Genomic DNA, 23,687 nt, shown 5'->3' with positions numbered 1-23,687 from the left:
GTCATGCGAGTCAGATCTCTTCCCAGATGGCATCCTGCAATTCTTCATTCAATGTCTGCAGTCGCTTCATGCGAGTCAGCGCATGCTCGGTGACATCCCCGGCGAGTTTGCCAAGCAATTCAGGCGAGGTCCGAGCCTCCTGCCAGTCACCTGCCAATAGCGCCTGAGTCATCTCAAGCCCCTTGAGTTGACAGAGCTGAATGAAGGCCAGTTCCTGCTGATAGGCCTGCAACCCCAGCGACCAGAAGACCTGCTGGCATCGCATCCAGGGGGCGAGAGGGTGCACGAGATCATCAGGACGGTTCATCCAGGACAGCGGATGGGCCGTCAAGGGTTTGAAAGGCAGAGATGGCACGACGGAAAGTTCCATGAGGATAGCTCCTTCAGCGGCTGGATAATGCACTGGAAGCTGCTGTCTTGTGTCCCGTCCGTGTCATGATTCACTGGTATTCGAGCAGATTCTGGCCAATAGTGAATTCAGGTCCGCATGTGACGCGAAAGGCAGCATCACCTCATCGTAGTTGTCCGCAGGGGTTGCCGCCACGCCTTGCAGCGTTGTTCCACCACCATATTGATATGCGTCATTCTGGGAGGTGCTCATGATCAACGAAGTCAAATCCGTGCTTGCTGCATTCATCGGCGTTCAGAAGGAAGCCAACCGCAAACGTGACTTCGAGCATGGTCATGCGCTGGACTTTCTGGTGGTAGGACTGGTGATGGCTGCTCTGTTGGTCGGGGGCATGGCATTGCTGGCCACGGTGATGGCGGCGTGACCTGTCGATAGGCATCGATACCATGCTATAGGCCGATACCACGACAAGGTCTGCAACGAAAGAGGTGACCTGAAACGAAAAGGCCCCGTGAACTGGTGACATCCAGCTCACGGGGCCTTTCATTGGCTAGTCGTCAGGGTTACCAGCGACGAGAGAACAGCGGACTCGTCTGATCGATACCTGTCTGGTAACTCACGCTGAAGATGGACAGCGCGTACAAGGCATCTTCCACATACTGGTCCGAGCGCAGCTGGAAGGCGTCGATGCCACAGCGGCTCATGTAATGCAGCTGATCGACCAGCACATCGCCAATGGCACGAATTTCGCCTTGGAAACCATACCGCTCTCGCATCAGGCGGGCGAGGGTATAGCCACGCCCATCATTGAAGTTGGGGAAATCGACTGCCAGCAGCGGTGCAGTGGCAAGTGCTTCTCCCAGCTCCGGTGTCAGCTCGGTATCGCTGGCAAGCCAGGGGCCAAGCTGGTCAGACCCTTCACCTGCGTCCACCAGCGCCTGCCAGTGTGCCAGAGGCAGCAGGGCAGGTTGCTGGTAGCTCGGCAGGTTACCGTCTTCATCAAGGCGCACGACCTGCCAGGCGTCCTCGGGGACCAGCTGGTTCTGACGGATGACTCCGCCTTGACGCTGATCAGTCAATTCACGTGCTGACGTCATTTCCGCTGTCACCTCAGGCATAGACCCGCTCCTTGAACGGCTTCATGCCGATGCGGTGGTAAGTATCGACGAAGACCTCATCTTCCAGTCGCTGCTCGACATATACCTGCAACACCTTGTCGATGACGTTCGGCATGTCCTCGGCATTGAACGACGGGCCGAGAATCTTGCCGATGGTCGCGTTGTCATCACTGCGGCCGCCAAGCGAGACCTGGTAGAACTCCTGGCCTTTCTTGTCGACACCGAGAATGCCGATGTTGCCGACGTGGTGGTGGCCGCAGGCGTTCATGCAACCGGAGATGTTCAGATCCAGCGGGCCGAGGTCATACAGGAAGTCGAGGTCTTCAAAGCGATCCTGCAGTGCCTGGGCGATCGGGATCGACTTGGCATTGGCCAGTGAGCAGAAATCTCCGCCAGGGCAGCAGATCATGTCGGCCAGGGTGCCAACGGTCGGGTTGGCCATGCCCAGCGCGTCCAGCGCCTTCCAGAGATTCTCGAGCTGATCGACCGGCACATCTGACAGCACCAGGTTCTGCTCGTGCGTCACACGCAGTTCACTGAAACCGTACTCTTCCGCGAGGTCGGCCACGGCGTCCATCTGATCAGCGGTGACATCGCCCGGCGCGAGTTCACGGCGCTTGAGCGACAAGGTGACGGCCTTGTAACCCGGGACCTTGTGGCCGACGACATTGTTGGTCACGAAACGGGCAAAGGCTCGGTTCTCGCTGCGCAGTGTCTCGTAGGCCGCAATCGCGTCCTCGCCGACGGCACGACGCGCCGGTTCCGGGAAGTACTCGGTCGCCTTGGCAACCGCCGAATCTGTCAGTGTCTCGGGGCCATCCTTCAGGTGTGCCCATTCTTCCTCGACACGGCGGCGGAACTCCTCGATGCCCAATGCCTTGACCAGGATCTTGATGCGCGCCTTGTACTTGTTGTCACGACGGCCCCACTGGTTATAGACGCGGACGATGGCGTCAAGATAGGTCAGCAGGTGCTGCCAATCGAGATCTTCCCGCACGACATCGCCGACCATCGGGGTACGACCGAGGCCGCCACCTGCCAGCACGGTCGCCTTGACGCGACCATCCTCGCCACGTGTCAGGCGCAGGCCGATATCGTGGACCTGGATCGCGGCACGGTCCGCGCTGGCGCCAGTGACGGCAATCTTGAACTTGCGCGGCAGATAGGCGAACTCCGGGTGCAGGGTGGACCACTGACGAATCAGCTCACACCAGGGACGCGGATCCACCGTCTCGTCTTGCGCGATACCGGCGAACTGATCCGTAGTGGTATTGCGGATGCAGTTGCCGCTGGTCTGGATCGCATGCATCTCGACCTGGGCCAGCTCGGCGAGGATCGCCGGGACATCTTCAAGCTTCGGCCAGTTGAGCTGCAGATTCTGACGCGTGGTGAAGTGACCATAGGCACGGTCATAGCGACGGCTGATGGCAGCCAGTGAGCGCAGCTGTGCAGCGCTCAGCATGCCGTAGGGAATGGCGATACGCAGCATCGGTGCGTGACGCTGAATGTAGAGGCCGTTCTGCAGGCGCAGGGGACGAAATTCTTCCTCACCCAAGCGGCCGGCCAGATAGCGGTCCATCTGGTCCTTGAACTGAGCTACCCGCTCGTCGACCAGGGTCTGGTCGTAAGTGTCATACCGATACATGTCAGGGGTGTCCTGCGGTCGGGCATCAGGTGGGCGACCACTGATGCGAGTCTTGTTGATGCTGCGGTCACCTTACTCCCTATCTTTTATTCTTTAAAAGAATAAATAATCATACTTTTCGATGATAGGGTTATGAAGAAGATGTCATGAGTGTGCCTACGGCAAGAACGAAAGAAAAGGCCAGAGGCTGCAATATGCGCGTCTAGCCCTGAATGACATCATGTCGCTGGCGTCAATCCTCGTCACGGCCCGTGCCTATCTGGCCGTCGCGGTTCTGATCGTCGGGTGTCGCCGCCCGAAGAAGACACATGCGGGTTTCACTTGACGATGAATACCGGGCATTGAAGGCCTGCAGGGGCATCGGACGCGCGAAGTGATACCCCTGGAAGGCGCGCACTCCCATGGCCCTGAAGATCTCTGCCTGACCCCGTGCCTCGATTCCCTCCACGACGACCTGCATGCCAAGCGAATGCCCCATGTCGACGATGATGCGTGCAAGCTCCCTGTCTCGCCGGCTTGTCTGTACGTTCATCACGAACGAGCGGTCGATCTTCAAGGTGCCGAAGGGCAGATTGTGAAGATAGGAAAGGCATGAAAAGCCAGTACCGAAGTCATCCAATGACAGATTCACGCCCAGCTTGCGAATCGCCTCCAGCTGAAAGCGCAGGCTGTCCTCATTGTCGAGCATCAGATTTTCGGTCACTTCGATGATCAGCTGCCGAGGACGTATCGGATGGCGTTCGATCAATGATTCGAGCTTGTGCAGCAGGCCCTGATCCCTGAACTGCATGACAGAGGCATTGACGGACAGGTAACGAGTCTCGATACCTTGCTTTTGCCATTCACTCAAGATGACGGCTGCTTCTTCCAGTACCCAGTTTCCGATATCGATGATCTGCCCCGTCTTCTCCGCTGCCGCAATGAATTCATCGGGCCCAATCAAGCCAAGGTCTGGGTGATGGATACGCACCAGTGCCTCCGCCCCCAGCAATGTTGGTGCATCGAGATCAGGACTTTGCGCCTGGAAGATGGGCTGCAGGTAAAGGCAGAGCCAACCTCTGGTCAGGGCCTCGCGAATCAGACGCTCCTTGAGAAACAGTGGCTCACCGTCCTCCAGAGCGCTGTCGCGTACACAGAGTCGGTACTGGTTGCCTCCCTTGTGCTTGATATCCATGACAGTGCGCTCGAGCAGGCGCATCAGACGACTGGGCGTCTCATCATCCTGGCGAACTTCAAGCCCTGCCTTGCTCAGGCTGAGATTGATGGGCTCCCCCGCCTTGAGAAGCGGCGTCGAGAAGGCCAGTTCAATCCGACGCGCCAGGGCGCGCAATTCGCTTGTGTCACAGGTCATGACGAATTCATCTCCGCCGGAGCGACCCATCCAGGCTGGAGTGCAACTCTTCAGACGTTCTCCTGCTTCCTTGAGCAGGATGTCGCCGTCGACAGGGCCGAGGTGGTGATTGATGCTGTGAAAACGATCGATGTTGACCAGCAGCAGTCCGAAGGGAGCCCCGCCATTGATGAGTGTCTGAAGGTGTGAGTTCAGGGCCAGACGATTCGGCAGCTGTGTCAGCGGGTCGATCAGCTCATGCTCCAGCAATCGCTTCTGGGTCCGCTTCAATTCGGTAACGTCCGACAACAGCATCATGGTGCCGCGTTCGCTGTCATTGGTGGCCGACGGGATGACCACCTGTACCTGCCGGTCCTCTTCGTAGAGGCATTTGAGGGTCATCACCTGGTTCTCGCACGCGTCCCCCTTGCGAAGCGCCGAGCTGATGCGATCGATACAATGAGCATTCTGGCCGATGATCAAGGTATCGAAGGGCGATCCCACCAGTTGCTCTCGCTTCCACCCCGTTACCTCGAGCATCCTCTGGCTGACATCCAGCACCGTACCGTGAGCATCAATCACCAGGAGCAGTGCAGGGGTGTCGCGATAGAAATGCTGATAGCGCTCTTCGTTGTCACGCAGCGCCTCCATCATGATGAAGATGCGCTCGCCCAGGCTATTCAGCTGTGCAATGACCTTGTTGATCTCTCTTGAGCGCGTGAGCGGGATCCTGCGAAATGCCGTCTGCGGATTCTCCAGCTGACGCATGCTGGCGATCGCCCGGTTGAGAGGGACCATCACGTAGCGTTTCAATTGCCAGGAAACGATCAGCAGAACGCAGATGATGATCGAGAGTGCGATGACGAACAGTAGCGCTCCTCCCTGGTATTGCTTGGCAAGCAAGGGAGCATTGGTGCTTTCCATCTCCAGTCGCCCCACGACCTGCGTCACGAGAGAATTGCGATAGACCAGCTCCTGGGAATGTATCATCGGGTCCAGGGCGTCGCCCGGCTTGGTGATCTCCTCGACGAGAGTGCCCTCATGGTTGTAGTAGCGCACTGCATGCACGCTGGGATGACTGCTCAGCGTTTCCAGATAGGCGTGAATGACATCGTCATCGAAGTTCCAGATCGCACTTGGCAGGGACAGAACCGTGATGTTCATCATCTCTTGATGATCTTCGTGCATGTGCTCGATGGTTTCACTTGAATACAGTGAATAACCCACGACGCCGCTGACTGCACAGATCAACAGGATGAGCGGCGCCAGCACGCGCAATATCCGCCAGCGCAGGGGCGAGGCATCGTGGCCCTCATGACCCTCATGACCCTCATGACCCTCATGACCCTCATGACTCTCATGACTCTCATGCGCCTCTGTCGTGTCGTGATGCCTGTCCTGTGTCTCGTCATTGCGCATGGCGGCGTGCTCCCTGATGGACGGCCGTCAATGCACTCGGTGCTGCAACGCTGGACGATGAAGCGGCATGAGCGGGCATTGGAAGGAAGGGAGAGGCATCAGGGGGAAGTGTCGCGACCTCATTGATTAGATGATCCATCGGTTGCAGGGCAAGCACTTCCAGAGGAATCCTGTCCAGAAAGGCCTCCGGGTCCCCAGCCAGCGCGATCCCCATGGTGTAATAGCGAGTGCCGATATCACGTGCCTGGAGGCTTCCTTGTTGTACCGCGGCGAGCAGGACCAGTGACCAGGCGGTCGCCAGGGCGCCTCCGCCAGCACTGACCTCCATCTCTCCTGAGCGCAGGTGATCGATTCCGGCACGGGTCCATCCCATGCCAGCCACGACGACATCCTTGCCCGGGCGAAGCCCATTGCGCTTGAGGGCATCAATGGCCGCGATGCCCATCAGGTCATTGGCCGCCCATATCATGCGAAGGGGGCGGGCGTCTGTTTGATGTCTCAAGTAGCTTTCGACCTTTCGGTAGGCATCCTCATAACTCCAGTTGGCCTGAAATATCCGATCCAGGGACAGATGGGGGGCTCTGAGAAGCGCGTCCTGTACACCGCGCACCCGGAGTCGTGTCGCCTCGTCATGCAGCCCTCCGACAAGAGCGATGCCTCGACCATCCGACTTGCCATGCAAGACGTCATGGCGATTGATGAGTGCCACCATGCTGTCGTGCCCCCCTTGCTGATGATCAGGCGAAACGCTGCCCAGCCAGTAGGGATATCGGCCAAGTGGCTTGCCCAACGCTCTGGCCTGGCGGGGGGTCAGGCTATTGACGATGATGATCATGGGCACGCGCACGGCATGGCTGATCTCGATCAATGGAACCGCCAGTCCATGGTTGTTGGTGGTGATCAATAGATCCGGAGGGCTCTCTCGGTTCAATACCTGCTTTCCCATTCGAATGAATTCGTCGGTGTTGCGTCTGGCACTGAAGACTTCCAGATGCATCCCCAGGGATTCAGCGGTCGTCGAGGCAGCGATGATCGCCTGGGCCCAGAACGTTTCCGTGGAATATCCGGGATTCAGAAACACGACCTGCTTGATGGGACGCAAGCTCTCGGCCTGAGTCATCGTTGAGATGGACATCAATGCCAACAGGGCAAGGGCACGGCACATCCTCGAACATCGTGAAGCCAGTGAAGGTCGCGTCAATCTCATGATGACTCCATTATCGCGTGTGACAGGCTGTCAGGAAGCAAGTCGATCCCCGCGGCTGGCGAGCTGAAGGGGAGAGGGCTGCCTGGCGACGGGTGATCTGACGTGTTCCTCTCCCGGGGCCGCACCATGATCTGCTCGATCAGTCCTGTCGTTCGAGTGGCGCAGGCGAGTCTTTCATCTGCTCCAACACTGCCATCGGATCAAACGCGTAGTCGTCTTCCATTGTCTGCAATCTGAAGCGCGTGAAGTCCACCGTTTCCCAGTCCGGCTGGATCAGCAACGGGCCGTAGATATCGACATTTCCCTGATGGATGGGGCTCATCGGGAAGTGCACGGTTCTGGGGGCCCAGTGGGTGTCATCAGCGTGGTCTCTCAACATCACCATCGCCCAGGCTCCCGCCATGAAATGCCCGCCATCTGACATCACCATGCGCTTGTCCATCACCATGGCGATGCCCTCGGGCGACCAGTTGAGACCCGCGATCAGCACATCCTTGCCCGGCTGCATGCCACTGGCTTCAACCGCTCGGACGGCACCTTCCGCCATGGCGTCGTTTGCCGCCCAGATGAGGGTATTGTGCAATCCCGAGCGTTCGGCCCATTGGAGATAGTGATGCGTGAGCCGCTCAGCATCCGGAAGGTTCCAGCGTGCCTCGAGAATGCGCGTCATCTTGACGGCATCATGCTCAGCAAAGCCATTCAGCATCCCGGCATTGCGAGCGATGGAGGCTGGCGTTCTGGTATCGCCGATCAAGGCGAGCCCGTGGCGCGTTTCACCGGGCGGATAGATACGCGCCGCGTCAATCAATTCGCTGGCCATCCTTCTCCCGGCACCATGGTTGTCGGGAATGACGCTGGCGATCCAGGAGGGGTGGACACTGCCCGGGACGCCGTGAGTTGTTTGCTCCTCCGGGGTCAAGCCGTTCAACAGCATCACGACATGTGATGAGCCGCCATCTGCCAGAGGCAGGAGGTCGGAAGCGGCCTGCTCCTCATTGACCAGCACGAGGTAGTCCGGGGGTGTTGCACGCGCCAGGGCCGCGCTTGCCAATCGTTTCATGAGGATGGGATTTCGCTCGGCATATACGACTTCCAGCGAGACATTCAGGTCTCGAGCTGCTGCCTGCATCGTCGCCGTGACCATGTTCCAGAATCGCTCCCCAGGCAGCCCCGGATTGACGAAGACGGCGGTCAGATTTCGCCCGGGCGCGAGGGACGCCGCCGTGGGGGGCATCTCGTCGGCCACCCTGGTCATGCTCGAGTGACTGCTGGCCGAGGCAACATCAAGGACTGGTGGGAGGGGGGCTGAGGAAGCGGCAATCGGGGGGCTGAACGCCATGACGCAAGCGACGGGAATCCATCGCCGCGCACTCTTGATCCAACCTCCTGATGTAGACGTGATCGACATGTCGGCACCCGATGTCAAGGATTTGCAGTATGACCAACATACTCCAGACCTCAGCATGTCATACGCCTCAACAATCGTGTGCTATCACCCGATTTCAACGCTTCGGTCCTCCAGACCGATTCAGAGGCAATGCCAGATGAAAGGGAACCCACGTGGCGGTGATTCCCCCCTGGCGATCTCGAGGTCGACAGGACAAGGCCGCCACGGCCCTTTGATGAAGAAAGAGGGCGAGGCTCAGAGCCGCAGCAACTGCCACTCTCTGCGTTGCCAGATGGCACTGAAGACAAGAGAGTTGAAGATTCGATACCCGAGCTGAGTGCACCAGATGGCCAGCAATCCACCCTCCAGATGCACCCCGAACCACCAGGCAAGCGGGAGGAAGAGCAGCCATTGGATGGCCAGGGTGGCGGTCATGACCGTGCGATTGGCACCAGCCCCGAGCAACGCCTGAGCCAGCACGATGGCCGCACAGTCCATGATGATCATCACGGCGGTCAGCTGTAACGGGAGCTTGCCCAGCGCGATCAACTCCGGGCGATGCAGGAAGAGGCCCAGCACGCTTTCCGGTGCCGCCCAGAGCGGCAATCCCAGCAGCATGAGGCAAGGCAGGGCGATGCGCACCGTATCCCATCCCCAACGATGGGCATCTTCATGGTGATCGCGCCCCAATGCCTGGCCCACCAGACTCATGGCCGCCAGCCCCAGACCGACTCCGGGCAGAATGAGCAGCAGGGAGAGATTGACCAGCACATGACCCACCGCCACGCTGGCCGCGTCGATTCTGCCCAGAATCCAGAACAACACGGCATAGCCCGCCGCAAACCACAGCTGTTGGAAGGAGTGGGGCACCGCCAGCTTGAGCAGCGTCAGATAGTGTCTCAGTGGCGGCCAGGCATGCAGTACGCCATGTTGTCTGCGCTCTCCCAGGGTCGCCTGCACCCACAGGCCCAATGCCACGAAGAGTGACAGTGTCGTGCCGGCACCTGCACCATCGGCCCCCATCCTGGGGGCGCCATAGAGTCCATGGATCAAGATGATGCTCAACACCACATTGATCAGCTGGGTGATCAACATGATGCGCAGATAGATACCGGTGCGCTGAAGTCCATTCCAGAATCCGCGGAAGCAGAATGCCATGGCGACGGGCACGATGCCGGCGACGCGCCATTGGAAGTAGGAGGTGGCCGTTGCGTGGACCTCAGGCTGGTCATTGATCAGACGAAGCAAGGTGTCTGCCCAGTGATGGCAGGCCAACATCATGGGAATGCCCACCGACAATGCCAATATCAGTCCGGCATTCAGCCCTTCGCCGCAACGTTCGGGGGCAGATTCTCCCAGCCGTCGAGAGGTCTGGGCCTGCACGGCGGATGACAGCCCGAAGATCAAGGCCGTGACCATGAACATGGCATAGCCCCCGACCCCGACTCCCGCCAGCGCCGTCTCACCAAGCTGTCCTACCAGGGCGGCATCGATCAGATTGAGAAGGCTCTGCGACAGCATGCCACCGATGATGGGCAGTGCCAGCTTCAGAATTCTCAGGCTGCGTTGGCGTTCAGGCAACATCACGCACGCCCCATCGCCGGTGAATACCGCCGCCGGCAATCTCCAGGGTCACCTTCAGACGATGCCGCCGCGCAGGGCAGGACAGACGGGATGGATGCGCAGAACAGGGACACAGACGGCTCGCAGGTCAGAGGGCAGGGAAGGACAAAGGAAGCCATTATAGCGTGAGGTGTCACAGGCAGCATCCGGTGCATGACGCTGACCGAGACTCTGCTGAGTCAACCAGCCCCACGCAAAAGGGCACCTGCGCTGGCAGGTGCCCTTTGCATGATTGTGCGAGATACGCTTGGCGGCTTGGCAAGTCTTCGTACGACCTGATCTAGCTGGCGTTGTCCGGATCGTAGCTCAGTACCGGTGACAACCAGCGCTCCATTTCGGCGAGTGGCATGCGCTTGCGCTCCGCCAATGACAGCACCTGGTCCCGGGTGATCTTGCCGGTGGAGAAGTACTTCGACTCAGGATGGGCGAAGTACCAGCCGGAAACGGCGGCGGCAGGCCACATGGCGAAGCTCTCGGTCAGCACCATGCCGGCATGCGTCTTAGGTTCGAGCATGCGGAACAGCGTGGCCTTCTCAGTGTGGTCCGGACAGGCCGGGTAGCCGGGCGCCGGACGTATGCCCCGATACCGCTCGGCGATCAGTGCCTCGTTGTCCAGCACTTCTTCGGCGTCATATCCCCAGAACTCCTTGCGGACACGTTCGTGCAGGCGCTCGGCAAAGGCTTCGGCGAGACGATCCGCCAACGCCTTGACCATGATGGCGTTGTAGTCATCGCCAGCCTCCTCGTACTGTCTGGCCAATTCATCCGCCCCATGCCCGGTGGTGACGGCGAAGCCACCGATCCAGTCCGGCTTGCCACTGTCTCGGGGAGCGATGAAATCGGCGAGGCTGTGACAGACGCCGTCGCGGTTCTTGGTCATCTGCTGACGGATGTGGTGGAGGTGCTCGATGACGTGAGTACGCGACTCATCGGCATAGACCTCCAGGGTATCGTCGTCGACACAGTTGGCTGGCCAGAAACCGATGACCCCACGTGCGGTCAGCACCTTCTCATCGATCAACTTGCGCAGCATTTCTCTGGCATCGGCGAACAGGGCACGCGCGGCGTCTCCGACCACCTCATCCTGCAGGATCTTCGGATACTTGCCTGACAGCTGCCAGCTCATGAAGAAGGGCGTCCAGTCGATACGCTCGACCAGTTCGTTGAGATCATACCCATCGAAGACCTTGAGGCCCGTGAAACTTGGCGCCGGCGGCGTGTAATTCTCCCAGTCAGGCTGGAAGCGGCGCTTGCGCGCCTGGGCATAGTCAAGGTCCGCAGCCTTCGGGCGTCGTTTGGCATTGCGCTCACGCACCACGGCATACTCGCTGTGCACCTGGTCGACGAAGTCGGGTTTGAGCTCGGGTGACAGCAGACGAGACGCCACGCCCACGGCACGCGACGCATCGGTGACATAGATGACCGGATGCTCGTACTGTGGCTCGATCTTGACCGCCGTGTGCGCCTTGGAGGTGGTGGCGCCCCCGATCAGCAACGGCAACTGCATGCCCCGACGCTGCATTTCCCTGGCGACGCTGACCATCTCGTCCAGTGATGGCGTGATCAGGCCCGAAAGCCCGATGATATCGGCCTTCTCGTCGATGGCGGTCTGCAGGATCTTTTCGGCGGGTACCATCACGCCCAGATCGATCACCTCATAGTTGTTGCACTGAAGCACCACGCCGACGATGTTCTTGCCGATGTCGTGGACATCGCCCTTGACGGTGGCCATGACGATCTTGCCCTTGGCCTGGGTCTCGCCGCTCTTCTCGGCCTCGATGAAGGGGATCAGGTGGGCAACCGCCTGCTTCATGACGCGCGCCGACTTCACCACCTGGGGCAGGAACATCTTGCCGGCACCGAACAGGTCACCGACGACATTCATGCCATCCATCAAGGGGCCTTCAATGACCTCGATGGGGCGCGCCGCCTGGACCCGCGCCTCTTCGGTATCTTCCTCGATATGCGTGGTGATGCCCTTGACCAGCGCGTGCTCGATACGCTTGTTGATTGGCCAGCTGCGCCACTCGAGATCTTCCTTCTTCTCGCCAGTACTGCCATCACCCTTGTACTTGTCGGCAATGTCGAGCAGACGCTCGGTACTGTCATCACGACGATTGAGCACCACATCCTCGACGGCCTCACGCAACTCATCGGGTAGATCATCGTAGAGCGCCAGCTGGCCGGCATTGACGATGCCCATGCTCAAACCCGCCTGGATGGCGTGATAGAGGAACACCGAGTGGATCGCTTCACGCACCGGGTTGTTGCCGCGAAACGAGAAGGACACGTTGGAGACGCCGCCGGAGATCATCGCATGCGGCAGGTTGGCATGAATCCAGCGCGTGGCCTCGATGAAATCGACGCCGTAGTTGTTGTGCTCCTCGATGCCGGTGGCGATGGCGAAGATGTTGGGGTCAAAGATGATGTCCTCGGCCGGGAAGCCGATATCTTCGACCAGCAATCGGTAGGCTCGCTCGCAGATCTCGATCTTGCGCTCATAGGTGTCGGCCTGTCCGACATCATCGAATGCCATGACCACCACGGCCGCGCCATGGCGTCGACAGACCTGCGCCTGGTGACGGAAGCTTTCCTCGCCTTCCTTGAGCGAGATGGAATTGACCACAGCCTTGCCCTGGATGCACTTGAGCCCCGCCTCGATGATGTCCCACTTCGAGGAGTCGACCATGATCGGCACCCGCGAGATATCCGGCTCCGAGGCGATCAGGTTCAGGAAGCGCACCATGGCCTCCTGTGACTCCAGCATGCCTTCATCCATGTTGACGTCGATGACCTGCGCGCCGCTCTCGACCTGCTCGAGGGCGACTTCCAACGCGGTGGTGTAATCCTCTTCCTTGATCAGGCGACGGAAGCGCGCGGAGCCGGTGACGTTGGTACGCTCACCGACATTGACGAACAACGAGTCCGGCTGGATGTTGAAGGGCTCAAGCCCCGACAGGCGGCAAGCTCTGGCTATCTCGGGCACCTTGCGGGGCGCGCATTGATCCACCACACCCTTGATCGCGCGGATATGTTCCGGCGTGGAGCCACAGCAGCCACCGATGATGTTAAGCAGACCCTCCGCGGCGAAGGTCCGGATGATCTCGGCCATCTCGTCCGGGGTCTGGTCGTACTCGCCGAATTCATTGGGCAGGCCCGCGTTGGGATGTGCAGACACGAAGGTATCGGCCTTCTCGGACAGCTCACGCAGATAGGGGCGCAGCTCCTCGGCGCCGAGAGCACAGTTTAGGCCGATGCTCAGCGGGCGAGCGTGGCGTACCGAGTTCCAGAAGGCTTCGGTGGTCTGGCCGGACAGCGTGCGTCCCGAGGCATCGGTGATGGTGCCGGAGATCATCACCGGCAGGCGCGGGTGACCCTCGTCAAACAGCTCCTCCAGGGCATAGATGGCCGCCTTGGCATTGAGCGTATCGAAGATGGTCTCGATCAGGATCAGGTCCGCGCCGCCCTCGAAGAGCGCCAGCGCAGCTTCGCGATAATTGTCGCGCAGGATATCGAAGGTGACGTTGCGCTTGGCGGGGTCATTCACGTCGGGGGAGATGGAGCAGGTGCGGCTGGTCGGGCCGAGCACCCCGGCGACGAAGCGCGGGATGCCGGTCTCGGCGGCCACGTCATCGGCTGCCTTGCGCGCCAGTCGCGCCGATTCGAGATTGATCTCGTACACCAACGCCTGCATGCCGTAATCGGACTGCGACAACTGGGTCGCATTGAAGGTGTTGGTCTCGACGATATCGGCGCCGGCCTCGAAATAGGCGTGGTGAATCGCTTCGACGATATCCGGGCGTGTCAGGGCCAGCAGGTCGTTGTTGCCCTTGATGTCACTGGGCCAGTCGGCGAAGCGTTCACCGCGGAAGTCTTCCTCTTCCAGCCCATAGCTCTGCAACATGGTGCCCATGCCACCATCGAGGATCAGGATACGCTCCTGCAGCGCCTGTCTCAGCGCGTCAGACAGGGGCAGGGAATAGGGAACAGGGGGGTGGGCTTGCGCCATGACGGACTCCAGCGTACGTGACTTGTCGCGTTGTTTCCCGGACGTGTGACTCTGTTTGCCAAGCAAGGACTTTGCCAGGCAAGCCACACGCCACAGGCGCGAACTCATTGCTATTGGGAAGCTCTGGTGAAGGATCCGCTCGCGGCATCCTCGCCTTGCCAGATGTGGCTATCGTATCAGACCTCAGAATCGTCACGATGAGCATGATTCATGCGCAACATGAGTGCTTTAGGAAAGCCCACCCGGGAGTGGCCGTGCCCATGGCGCCAAACCCGAGTGATTTGCTCAGGATTGCGAGTGCAGCAGGATTTCCTTAACATGGAGCCATTAGTCACCTGACATCAAGAGAGTCTCTGCGCCATGAGTGAGAGCATCCAGATTACCGATAGCGCCCAAGAGTATCTTGCCGAGCTGCTCGAGAAGCAGAACGTGGAAGGCATCGGCGTGCGCATCTTCATCACCCAGCCGGGCACTCCGTATGCCGAGACGTGTCTTGCCTACTGCCGCCCGGGAGAAGAAGAGCCGACGGACGAGATTCTGGATCTTCCGAAGCTGAAGGTCTATCTCGACACTCACAGCGTTCCGTTCCTGGAAGAGGCGACGGTCGACTTCAATGCGGATCGCATGGGCGGCCAGCTCACCATCAAGGCGCCGAATGCCAAGATGCCCAAGGTCAATGCGGACAGCCCGCTGGAAGATCGCATCAATTACATCCTCTACAGCGAGATCAATCCGGGCCTGGCGGCACACGGTGGTGAGATCAAGCTGATGCAGCTGACCGACGACCAGGTTGCCGTGCTGCAGTTCGGCGGCGGGTGCCAGGGGTGCTCGGCCGTTGACCTGACGCTCAAGGATGGCGTGGAGAAGACGCTTCTGGAACGCATCCCCGAGCTCGCCGGCATTCGTGACGTGACCGATCACACCGATACAACCAATGCCTATTACAACTGATTCATTGACGTGATGCCTCAAGGCGCCTGTCGATGGCCTGCGACATCCCGTCCAGCTTGATCAGATGAAGATCCTCCACCGCGTTGCGGTGGGGGATCTTTTCATTGGGAGGCTGGTGCCGGGAATGACCCCGCGTAATACATCCGAGTATTAGGATTTCTGGTATTGTGAAGATGCATGCTGCAGATGGCGCCTACGCTGACGCCTCATGACGGCTTGCCCGATGACCGTATCCACCAGTGAAGAGACCGCCATACATGACCCTGGCCAACATGCGCTTTCGTACCATCAACATCATCATCTGCGGACTCTCCGCACTGGCAGGGCTGGTGTTGCTGGTCGTGTTGGCTTTCATCACCCGCAACGTGTCAGAACTGGAAACGGACTGGCACGAATATCAGCAGGCACGTTCCGACAAGCCACGCCTGGAGAGCCAGCTTACCAAGTCGATGGGCTTCGGCGGGATGATCCACGACTTCAAGAACCTGGTGTTGCGACATGATGGGGCGTTGATTCCCGAGATCCAGAATGAAATCGGCGCAGCCCGCAGCGCCTTGTTCCGCTACCAGAGTCTGGGGATCAGTCAACAGGAAGAAGTGGCCCTCCATGGGCTGAACGAGACGCTGGACCGTTACGACGCCATGGTACTGAAGGTTCGTCAGCTGATGGCCACTGATGAGTCGGTTCGCGAGATCGACCGACAGGTCGTCGTGGATGACTATCTGGCCGTGTCCGGGTTGGACACCCTGCGCAGCGTCGCCATACGTGAATCCCGTGACAATGCCAATCCGCTGGAAGATGGCATGGGCAAGGCGCGCCTGGTCGCCAACCTGCGTCGGGACATGGGGTACGGCGAGATGATCCACCACTTCAAGAACTATGTTCTGCGCGGGGACGCCATCTATGGACAGCAAGCCGCCCAGGACATCCAGTCGCTGCGTGAGACGCTTGCGGCCTACCGCGAGATGGGCATGAACGTGGCAGAGCAGCGTGCGATCCGCGATATCGCCAGTGTCATCCAGGCCTACAGCGAGCGCCTGCTGACGATCAGTCATCTACATGATGAGCAGCCCGGCATGTCAGCCAGTGAGCTTGACGCCCGCGTCAAGGTCGACGACGCCCCAGCGATCGAGGGCCTTGCGGTCCTGGATCATCAAAGCGATCAACGCGTCGCCGCCACTTCGGCGGCGGTCGGCAAGACGCTCAAGCTGCTGGCGACGCTGGCCCCTATCGTCAATGGCCTGGCGCTGATCATGATCGCCGTGCTGATCGGGCTTTCCATGTGGCTGTTCGCTCGCTATGTGCTCAAGCCGATTCGCCGCCTCACGCAGACGATGAACACTCTGGCCAATGATGATGTCAGCGTGGTGATCGACAGTACTCAGCACACCAATGAAGTCGGCCAGATGGCGCGTGCGTTGCAGAAGTTCAAGTACAACATCATCGAGAGCAACAACTACAAGAAACGCATCACTCAGCTGGCAATGCATGATTCCCTGACAGGCCTGCCCAATCGTCAGCATTTCTATGAGAGAAGCGAGCAGTGGCTGGCTGATGTCAATGAAGAGGGCGGTCAGATGGCCTGTCTGATGCTGGACATCGACAAGTTCAAGCCCATCAATGACACCTATGGTCACGCGGCTGGTGACGTCGCTCTCAAGGTGATCGCGGAAAGGCTCAACCAGGTGGTGCGCAAGGACGACTTCGTCGCACGTCTGGGCGGCGATGAATTCGTGGTACTGGTCCACAATGCCGACATCCAGGCAAATCTGGGGCGCCATGGTGAACTTGCCCAGCTGGCACAGCGCATCATCGATTCATTGGGCAAGCCTTTCCTCTATGAAGACCACAAGCTGGAAGTGGGATGCAGCATCGGTATCGCGATCGCGCCGCAACACGGCAATCAACGTGAAGCGCTGACTCACAATGCCGATATGGCGCTATATGCAGCCAAGAATGAAGGCCGCAACTGCGCCATCCAGTTCAGTCGCCACGATGAACTCGGGCAGATCGTGGCGTCCTCCTCCAGGCGAGCCGCTTCCTCGACGGCCGTGAAACGCTGACCTGCCGCTCGGGCACACGTGCGAAGGGGATCTGCTGACATCGTCAGAGACCGCATGTGACGTCTTCACGATGCCTGCCGCGACGGCATCTCTTCATACCCTTTCTTCTCCATATGGCGCCTGCGGGCGCCATATGTCGTTCTGCTGTCAGTGACGCTTACTGCACTCAGGCACGGCTGGCGATAGGGGATGGAGGATAGGGGCATGGCATGACTGGCGTCTGCGCGGTAGGCGGAGGCGTGGCGATTGCCCCGTGGAGCGCCCCATGCGATGGGGCGATTAACGATAATTTCCCGTTATGCATGAGCGCTTCGCAAATAAACTATGGTTTGCAAGACTCATAACGGTTTGTTATGGTTTATAGCGAATTCGCCAACTGCGAAATAATCTATGAAAACCATGACAATGACTTCCACGATTCAGGGCCTTGCCCACCACACCCATGATGCCGTGATCAACCGCGCCACGACGCCGCTGTTCATCCGTCAGCCGACCACTGATGACGGCTGGGGCATCTATGAGCTGGTCAAGGCATGCCCGCCGCTGGACCTCAATTCAGGGTATTCGTACGTTCTGCTGGCAACCCAGTTCCGTGACAGCTGCGCCGTGGCAACAGATGAAGAGGGTGCGGTGGTCGGCTTCGTCTCGGGCTACACCCGCAATGATGCCCCGCAGACCTTCTTCCTGTGGCAGATCGCCGTGGGCGAGAAAGCCCGCGGGACTGGCCTGGCACGTCGACTGATCGAAGCTGTGATGAAGCGCCCGGAGATGGCCCATGTGCGCCACCTCGAGACCACCATCACGCCTGACAATGAAGCGTCCTGGGCACTCTTCACGCGTCTGTCCGAGCGTTGGCAGGTCCCCCTGCATTCGCGTGAGTATTTCTCCTCGGATCAGCTGGGCGGCGTGCACCTCGCGGAGAACCTGGTACGTATCGGTCCGTTCCTGCCGAGCGATATCTGAGCCAGCCATGGTGTCTCAAGACGCCATGGAGAAGTCTCGGGTGAGGCGGTGTCACGATTCTCGTGTCGGACCTCGAGGAGAATCACGTCTCACCCGCTGGATGTTCATGACAGGAAAGTCGTGACATCACTTGTCGACCCCCAAGTCATCGTGTGCAAGCGGGTCAGTGTCATTCGTTGAATCGTCTTTACATTCTGGCATGGCCCTCAGCGCTTTCATCGCGCCGAGCATGGCCATCCATCACCAGGGAGGTGACAGCATGAATACGCAGATACTCGAACAGATGGAATCCGAGGTACGCACCTATTCTCGTTCTTTCCCGACCGTCTTCACCAAGGCGCAGAATGCCCACCTATTCACCGAGGATGGCAAGCGCTACATCGATTTCCTGGCCGGCGCGGGCGTGCTCAACTACGGGCACAACCACCCGGTACTCAAGAAGGCATTGATCGATTACATCAGCAGCGATGGCATCATCCACGGTCTCGACATGTGGACTTCCGCCAAGCGCGACTTCCTGGAAGCACTGGAAGAAGTGATCCTCAAGCCGCGTGGTCTGGACTACAAGGTCCACTTCCCGGGGCCGACCGGTACCAATGCCGTCGAAGCCGCCATCCGTCTGGCGCGCAAGGTCTCGGGCCGTCATAACATCGTGTCGTTCACCAACGGCTTCCATGGCGTCACCATGGGTGCTCTGGCCACGACAGGCAACGCCAAGTTCCGTGATGCAGCGGGTCTGCCTGCCCAGGGCGCACAGTTCGTGCCCTATGATGGTTACATGGGCGAGGGTGTCGACACTGTCGCGTATCTCGACAAGCTGCTGAAGGACTCCTCCAGTGGTCTTGACCGCCCGGCAGCCGTACTGGTCGAGACCGTACAAGGCGAGGGTGGCATCAACCCGGCCTCCATCGAATGGCTGCAGCGTCTGGATGCCCTGTGCAAGGAGCACAAGATCCTGCTGATCATCGACGATATCCAGGCGGGTTGTGGTCGTACCGGCAAGTTCTTCAGTTTCGAGCATGCCGACATCGTTCCGGACATCGTCTGCAACTCCAAGTCACTGTCGGCCTCTGGCGTGCCGTTCGCGATGGTGATGATGCGTCCGGAGCTGGATGAGTGGAAGCCGAGTCAGTACAACGGCACATTCCGTGGCCATGCACTGGCCTTCGTGACCGGCGCCGCTGCACTGCGTCACTTCTGGAGCGACAACAAGTTCGAGCGCGACATCCAACGCAAGGGCCGTATCGTCGAGGAGCGCTTCCAGAAGATTGCCGCCAAGGCGCGTGAAAACGGCTTCGCGGCGCACGAGAAAGGTCGTGGCTTGATGCGCGGTATCGATGTGGCGTCAGGTGAACTGGCAGATGCCATCACCTCACGTTGTTTCGAGCAGGGCCTGATCATCGAGACCAGCGGTCACTCCGGGCAGGTCGTCAAATGCCTGTGTCCGCTGACCATCCGTGATGAAGACCTGCTGGAAGCCCTCGACATCATCGAGGAAAATGCGGCAGCCGTCCTGCGCTGAGTCTCTGCGGTATCGGGCGCTGGTCACGTGATCGGCGCCCGTTCTTCCCTGGCCCGCCATGGCGCGGGTCATCTCATGCGATTCCTGGCCCTTGTCACCTGTCACCGAAGAAGGCGCTCATCGTTCTGCGCCGTGGCTCTTTCGTGTTCAAGCGCCATTGCCTTCATGTCACTACGGGAATCGCCATCTGTCAGCTGTCGAGTCATGACAGCGCCCAAATGAGGAGAAGTTGATGATCGTTCGCAATCTCGAGGAAGCCCGCAAGACAGACCGTCTGGTCAAGGCCGAGAACGGCAACTGGGACAGCACTCGTCTGCTGCTCGACGAAGATGGTGGCAAGTGCTCCTTCCATATCACCCGTATCTTCGAAGGTACCGAGACCCATATCCACTACAAGCACCACTATGAAGTCGTGTATTGCATGGAAGGTGAGGGCGAGGTGGAGACACTGGCGGATGGCAAGGTCTGGCCGATCAAGCCGGGTGACGTCTATATCCTCAATGAACATGACGACCACCTGCTGCGTGCTACCAAGACCATGCATCTGGCATGTGTCTTCACGCCGGGTCTGACCGGCAAGGAAGTCCACCGTGAAGATGGCTCCTACGCACCTGCCGAAGCCTGAATCCGCGTCACGAACCGCGAGATCCATGGCCTGACCACACGAAGCCCCCGCAGCCAAGCTGCGGGGGCTTCGTGGTATGTGGGAGCAGGGCAGCAGGGCGCGCGGCTCCATATTGCATCACGAATATTCGAAAGTTTACCGTTTAATTGACCAGAGGCGCTAAGTCTCCCTTCGCGATGCAGGCAACGATAAGCTGAATGGTGTCCGTGTCACTCAGATGAGATCCTCGCCAATGGCCATCCCCCCACACAACGCGTCTGTCAGCCCACCCGCCATTGCGGCAGGTGGGCGTCCCGGGTTCATGCCAGCAGCCCCTCATCCTCGCGAACAGGAGCGAATCGATAGCCTGCACGCGCTTCACGTACTGGATAGTGAGCATGAAAAGCGTTATGACGACCTGACGCGCCTGGTCGCGGATATCTTCGATGTCCCCATCTGTCTCGTGTCACTGGTGGACGAGAATCGCCAATGGTTCAAGGCCCACTGCGGTATCGATGCACGTGAAACGGGGCGTGACCTGGCCTTCTGCGCCCACGCTCTCCATGAAGAGCGCTACCTCGTCGTCAACGACGCGAGCAAGGATGAACGCTTCCATGACAATCCCCTGGTCACCGGCCCGCCATATCTCCGATTCTATGCCGGCGCCTTGCTGCGAGACAGTTCAGGATTGCCATTGGGCACCTTGTGCCTCATCGATCACACACCACGTGAGCTGAGTGCGCCTCAACTCGAAAGGCTGGGACGCTGTGCCATGCTGGTCGAAAACGAGCTGATCCAGCGCGACAGCCTCCTGACGGAACGAACGCGTGCCACGCTTCAGGCCAGCATTGACCCCATTACCGGCTACAGCACACGACGACGTTATCTTCAGACATTTGCCCATTGGATGGAAAACCGAGGGAGCGAAAGCTACCAGGCCATCATGCTCAAGGTATCGGAGGCAGAACACTGGCGTCACCATCAGGGCGAGGTCTTCCTCCAGGAGGTGATGCAGTCACTGTCCAGCCAGATCAATGAAAGCTTCGATGATGAAGACGTCATCAAGGGTCGTCTGTGCAGCGATACCCTGATCATCCTGCTGCCTCAGCGGCAGTCTGTCAGCGGGATGCGTTGGCAGCGTTTCATCACTCAGCCCTGGCTGATGCATCTTTCCAGTGCTCTGAGGCCCAAACTCCTGGTCGCAACGGCCACCTTCACGCCCGAGGGGGCCACGGCCCATGAGCTTGTCGAACTTCTCGAGGAGGAACTCGCCAGTGCGGCGCATTGGGCACCGTGTCAGCAGAATCTTCAGGTCGCCGATCTCAGCAGCAATGTCACCCTTGCCATCGCATTGGGTGATCGCTTCGCCCGGGCCTTGCGAGACAATGAGCTCAGCCTGCATGCGCAGCCGATCCTGGATGTCCGGACGAGAAAGGTGTGCGGCATGGAGATGCTGCTGCGTTGGCAGGTTCAAGGGCGCTGGGTCACCGCGAACCAGATGTTGCGCATGGCTGAGCGCGCAGGGCTTGGCGAAGAACTGGATACCTGGGTGTTGCGCCAGACGTGCGCCATGGTCAGTCGTTGGCAGTCGCAGCGCTCCACGGAGTCTCTCGGAGTGCCGGTATCACTGAATCTCTCGGCGAAGCGCCTGATTGACAGTGAATACGCCGAGACATTGAGACGCATCCTGCGACTTTACCGCCTCAAGGGGGAGCATCTGCGCCTGGATCTCACGGGCTGCGAACGCTTCGCGGAGACACCAGAGGCACTGATTGCGGCAATGACCTCGTTGACCCGTGACGGAGTATCCTTCTGCATTGATCGGTTTGGCCGGGAAAATGCCAATCTGCGTCTGTTGAGTCGGATGCCGGCGGTAGCCGTCAAGCTGCACCCACGCTTCATGGTACCTCAGCAGCATGAGCCGGATCAGACACGTTTGATCAAGGCATGGACCTGTGCGATGAAAACGCTGGGACTGGTGCCCATCGCGGTAGGTAGCAAGCGAGTTCAGCAGCTATCGGAGCTTGAGTCTCTCGGGTTCGATCAGGTTCAGAGCGATGCCTTCGGGCAACCTGCGCTCCCGGAAGATAGCTATGCCCAGTGGCTTGCCGAGACACATTCGCCCTTGAACAAGCGCCTCTAGCGGTCGCTCTCACAGGGGCAGCGCTGAAAGGCGAGGGTGATGGTGGCAAGCTCGATGCCCAGTTTGCGCATCGAGGTGCGATTCAACACGCGTCCGTCTGGTTGCAGATACATCCAGTCATCCATGTTGAACTCCCAGACACTGCCATCGATGGGAACCTGCAGGACATATTGCATGCGAAAGGCATGGCCATTGCTGGCTGCAGTGGCTTCTCCGGTCACGTCAGCTGCCGTGCCGCGCCACTGACGGTCACCCGTCGGGATGAAGGTCCATTGTCGATACTGCGTCTCGCCATCGCTGTAGCGAAAGTTCTCGTCGAGGGTCAATCGTCCATCCTGCCTGGTGCCCTGTAGGTCCACCACGAAGCGTCGAGTCACTTCACCGGAACGATCCTGAACCATTCCCCAGCCTCGTGTGTGCCCGAGGAAGTACTCGTCGATTCTGAACTCGGGACCGGAACCGGCATAGGTATCGATTGAGGGGCTGCCGCAAGCCATCAACAGACTTGCCGAGGAGGCCAGCAGGGTGATCAGACCGAGGGAGCGCAAGCGGGAGCGAATCATCGACATTCTCGACAAGGAAACTTGTACTGATACTATGCAGTGATTCTACAAATAGCAATCTGGATGTATCTCGACGCTTGCAGTGGATCGTCAACGCAGGCGTGATGTCGAATTCTCATAAGCTCGTATAATATATATTATGTTAAATCGAGTATTCGAGAAACCCAGACTCACGTCTCACTGGACCCGCCCTGACGATCATGCTGCCTGTCATGTATTCGCTGTGCGTGACCGATACCCGCCATGCTGAACCACAACTCGAGTGCCTGATGTACTGAAAAGTTCAGCAGCATGTCTGCCTGTCGTCAGCTGACGTCAGTGATTGGTCTTCTTCTGCCCTTGTGTCACGACCAGCCCGTTGAGAACAGACTTCGCCACTGAGGTCTCCAGTGCTCCCGCCGATCATTCGACGACTTGTGACACCCACCACAAGGTGCACTCACGATGCGAGAAATGTGCAAGTCCATGAAATAAGTGCCAAAGTATGGTAGCCGGAGACGTCAACTCGGCTGGGACAGGCACGTCCCCAACGAGCGACGTTCTTGCCTGCCGAGCGATGGAATCGACGGCAAGAGGCGTCATGAGCGCTTCGCATCACGCTGGATTGAATGATTGTCCGTGAATGGCAACGCATTGACGGAAGCCGTTCCCGGGCGCATCAGCCGTGGGTGGCGAATCATGGACAGCGACTATCCGGCCTACGTATCATCGCCCTTTGCCACACCTTCAGCGATCGCTGCGAAGACGACGACTGAAGGTGGCCGGGCTCCCTCCCATCATCCACTCGTGCA

At 59.2% G+C, this 23,687-nt stretch carries 16 protein-coding genes; 7 read left to right on the top strand and 9 right to left on the bottom strand.

Going from position 1 to position 23,687, the window contains the following annotated elements:
* Positions 1–10: 10 nt before the first annotated feature.
* Positions 11–370, bottom strand: coding sequence for a hypothetical protein (locus HXS66_RS08730; protein ID WP_176493923.1), 360 nt, complete (start codon positions 368–370; stop codon positions 11–13).
* Positions 371–599: 229 nt separating this feature from the next.
* Between HXS66_RS08730 and HXS66_RS08725 the strand changes: the two genes are divergently transcribed.
* Positions 600–773 carry a DUF2970 domain-containing protein gene (locus HXS66_RS08725; RefSeq protein ID WP_077376348.1) on the top strand — a complete coding sequence of 58 codons (174 nt, stop codon included), beginning with the start codon at positions 600–602 and terminating at the stop codon, positions 771–773.
* Positions 774–912: 139 nt separating this feature from the next.
* Here HXS66_RS08725 and HXS66_RS08720 read toward each other — a convergent pair whose 3' ends face one another.
* The 7 genes from HXS66_RS08720 to metH form a co-directional block, all read right to left on the bottom strand.
* Complete coding sequence (locus HXS66_RS08720) at positions 913–1,467, bottom strand: DUF934 domain-containing protein (protein WP_084208669.1); 555 nt, start codon at positions 1,465–1,467, stop codon at positions 913–915.
* Positions 1,460–3,112, bottom strand: a complete 1,653-nt coding sequence (locus HXS66_RS08715) for a nitrite/sulfite reductase (RefSeq protein ID WP_176503314.1) — start codon at positions 3,110–3,112, stop codon at positions 1,460–1,462. Before HXS66_RS08715 ends, HXS66_RS08720 begins: the two co-directional genes overlap by 8 nt.
* A gap of 232 nt (positions 3,113–3,344) precedes the next feature.
* Positions 3,345–5,714 carry a bifunctional diguanylate cyclase/phosphodiesterase gene (locus tag HXS66_RS08710; RefSeq protein WP_176503313.1) on the bottom strand — a complete coding sequence of 790 codons (2,370 nt, stop codon included), beginning with the start codon at positions 5,712–5,714 and terminating at the stop codon, positions 3,345–3,347.
* A 136-nt stretch (positions 5,715–5,850) separates the two neighbouring features.
* A complete protein-coding gene (locus tag HXS66_RS08705) occupies positions 5,851–6,963 on the bottom strand; it encodes an ABC transporter substrate-binding protein (protein WP_176503312.1) in 1,113 nt (370 codons plus the stop codon).
* A gap of 244 nt (positions 6,964–7,207) precedes the next feature.
* Positions 7,208–8,323 (bottom strand): ABC transporter substrate-binding protein, encoded by a 1,116-nt coding sequence (locus HXS66_RS08700; RefSeq protein ID WP_176503311.1) that lies wholly within the window; start codon positions 8,321–8,323, stop codon positions 7,208–7,210.
* A 387-nt stretch (positions 8,324–8,710) separates the two neighbouring features.
* On the bottom strand, positions 8,711–10,039 hold the full coding sequence (locus HXS66_RS08695; RefSeq protein WP_176503310.1) for an MATE family efflux transporter: 1,329 nt from the start codon (positions 10,037–10,039) through the stop codon (positions 8,711–8,713).
* Positions 10,040–10,358: 319 nt separating this feature from the next.
* Positions 10,359–14,087 carry a methionine synthase gene (metH, locus tag HXS66_RS08690; RefSeq protein ID WP_176503309.1) on the bottom strand — a complete coding sequence of 1,243 codons (3,729 nt, stop codon included), beginning with the start codon at positions 14,085–14,087 and terminating at the stop codon, positions 10,359–10,361.
* A 360-nt stretch (positions 14,088–14,447) separates the two neighbouring features.
* On the opposite strand from metH, the gene nfuA reads away from it, so the two are divergent.
* The 6 genes from nfuA to HXS66_RS08660 all read left to right on the top strand — a co-directional run bounded on the left by nfuA (position 14,448) and on the right by HXS66_RS08660 (position 22,333).
* Positions 14,448–15,038 (top strand): Fe-S biogenesis protein NfuA, encoded by a 591-nt coding sequence (gene nfuA, locus HXS66_RS08685; RefSeq protein WP_077376371.1) that lies wholly within the window; start codon positions 14,448–14,450, stop codon positions 15,036–15,038.
* Between the two features lie 257 nt (positions 15,039–15,295).
* On the top strand, positions 15,296–17,101 hold the full coding sequence (locus tag HXS66_RS08680; RefSeq protein ID WP_176503308.1) for a diguanylate cyclase domain-containing protein: 1,806 nt from the start codon (positions 15,296–15,298) through the stop codon (positions 17,099–17,101).
* A gap of 405 nt (positions 17,102–17,506) precedes the next feature.
* Positions 17,507–18,064, top strand: coding sequence for a diaminobutyrate acetyltransferase (gene ectA, locus HXS66_RS08675; RefSeq protein ID WP_255303197.1), 558 nt, complete (start codon positions 17,507–17,509; stop codon positions 18,062–18,064).
* 259 nt (positions 18,065–18,323) lie between these two features.
* Positions 18,324–19,586 (top strand): diaminobutyrate--2-oxoglutarate transaminase, encoded by a 1,263-nt coding sequence (gene ectB, locus HXS66_RS08670; RefSeq protein WP_065392487.1) that lies wholly within the window; start codon positions 18,324–18,326, stop codon positions 19,584–19,586.
* A gap of 232 nt (positions 19,587–19,818) precedes the next feature.
* Positions 19,819–20,211 carry an ectoine synthase gene (locus tag HXS66_RS08665; RefSeq protein WP_065392486.1) on the top strand — a complete coding sequence of 131 codons (393 nt, stop codon included), beginning with the start codon at positions 19,819–19,821 and terminating at the stop codon, positions 20,209–20,211.
* Positions 20,212–20,512: 301 nt separating this feature from the next.
* Positions 20,513–22,333, top strand: coding sequence for an EAL domain-containing protein (locus HXS66_RS08660; RefSeq protein ID WP_176503306.1), 1,821 nt, complete (start codon positions 20,513–20,515; stop codon positions 22,331–22,333).
* Here HXS66_RS08660 and HXS66_RS08655 read toward each other — a convergent pair.
* Positions 22,330–22,896, bottom strand: a complete 567-nt coding sequence (locus HXS66_RS08655) for a DUF3833 domain-containing protein (protein ID WP_176503305.1) — start codon at positions 22,894–22,896, stop codon at positions 22,330–22,332. The two genes, HXS66_RS08660 and HXS66_RS08655, sit on opposite strands and share 4 nt — an antisense overlap.
* Positions 22,897–23,687 lie beyond the last annotated feature (791 nt).

This window comes from Cobetia sp. 5-11-6-3 (assembly GCF_013374055.1).
Taxonomy (GTDB): Bacteria; Pseudomonadota; Gammaproteobacteria; order Pseudomonadales; family Halomonadaceae; genus Cobetia; species Cobetia marina.
The sequence above is the reverse complement of the archived record's forward strand: the minus strand, read 5'-3'. Positions and strand labels throughout refer to the sequence as shown.